We start from the raw sequence: 1,567 nt of genomic DNA, 5'->3' as shown, positions 1-1,567 counted from the left end.
CGATAGGGTAAAGAGTAATAGCATAAAGCGCCAGCAGAATTTTGCCCAGTCACCCCAGTCGATACGACACACGCCAAGCGTTGCCATTAGGGACGCAGAAGTAGGGACTATCACGTTAGTGAAACCATCACCCAGTTGGAATGCCAGAACCGCTACCTGACGCGTTACGCCAGCGATGTCTGCAAGAGGAGACAGCAGAGGCATCGTAAGTGCTGCTTGGCCAGAACCCGAGGTTACGAAGAAGTTGAAGATGGATTGGAACACATACATCAACCAAGCTGCGGCAACATCAGGAAGGCCGCTGATCACGCCGCCTGCGCTGTTCAAAATCGAGTTCAGTACGCTTGCTTCATCGGTAGTACCACCACCCAGAATAAGCAATACACCTTTCGCACAGCCAACCAAAAGAGCAGGAGCTAGCATGATTGCTGCACCTTCTTTGAATGCGTCCGCCGCACAGTTAAGGGTCATGCCGTTTAGACGGAAGATCGTACCGATGATGGCAACCACAAAGCCCATTGTGAAGAACTGAGAAGCGATTTCTGGGATGTACCATGCTTTGGCTACTACGCCCCAAACCACCCAAATCGTCGTTGCGATAACCGTTAGAATAACGAGCGTGTCTCCGAAGTTCCAACGAGAGTCGTGGCTACCTAGTTCTTGCTGACGGAAGTATTTATCCGTACGGCGGCTGTAAGAGTACTCAGGATTTGCTTTGATGCGAGACGCATAAACCATCGTAAAGGCGATACCGATGAGTGTAAAACCAACCCAAAGTGCCATACGAACCGTCATGCCCGATAGTACAGGAATACCAGCAATACCTTGTGCAATCGCAACCGAGAATGGGTTCATCCAAGATGTCGCAAAACCAATCTGAGTCGCAACGTAAGTCACCATTACGGTCGTAATGCCGTCATAACCTAGGCGAACCATCAATGGAGCGATGATGATGGCGAACGCCACCGCCTCTTCACCCATCCCAAAGACAGCGCCGCCCAAAGAGAACAGCAAGAACAGAACAGGAATGAAGAGCGCTTCGTTACCTTTGGTTTTGTCGATCAGGCGAAGGATACCGTTGTCGATAGTGCCCGTGCGCATCACGACACCAAAAGCGCCGCAGATCACAAAAATAAACATGATAACGCCGATTGCGCTGCCCCATTTTGAACCTGAAACCAGACCTTCAAATGGGAAGTTCATCAAGCCGATACCGCCGCCAGAAGCGAAGAGCCCCACTTTGTTGTAAACCAGCTCGCCGTTTTCGTCGGTTGCGTACGAGAAAGAAGACGGATCAATAACAGTACGTGTTTTTTCCGTACCATCTACCACGTAAGACACCTGTTGGCTATCAAAGTGACCAGCAGGAATTAGATAGGTAAGAATCGCAGCAAAGATACCAACAAAAAAGATTAAAATGAGAGTGTCAGGCATCTGCCATGATTGCTTTGTTGCAGCCGATTCCGATGGCTGCGCATGTGTGTGAGACATAACTTACTTCACGTCGAATCAAACAAAGCATGAAATATCGATAAAGTAGAATAAAAAGTCAATATTAATGCCTGTA

General features: G+C 48.8%; 1 protein-coding gene. It reads right to left on the bottom strand.

The window, feature by feature from the left end; translation table 11 throughout:
• On the bottom strand, positions 1-1,491 hold a 1,491-nt coding region (gene yfcC / locus R7P67_RS23945), incomplete at its 3' end, for a putative basic amino acid antiporter YfcC (protein WP_318086210.1).
• Between the last annotated feature and the right edge of the window lie 76 nt (positions 1,492-1,567).

It is taken from the genome of Vibrio sp. Vb0937 (assembly GCF_033338855.1).
Note: the sequence above shows the minus strand (reverse complement) of the source record. Positions and strands in the feature narration are given on the sequence as shown.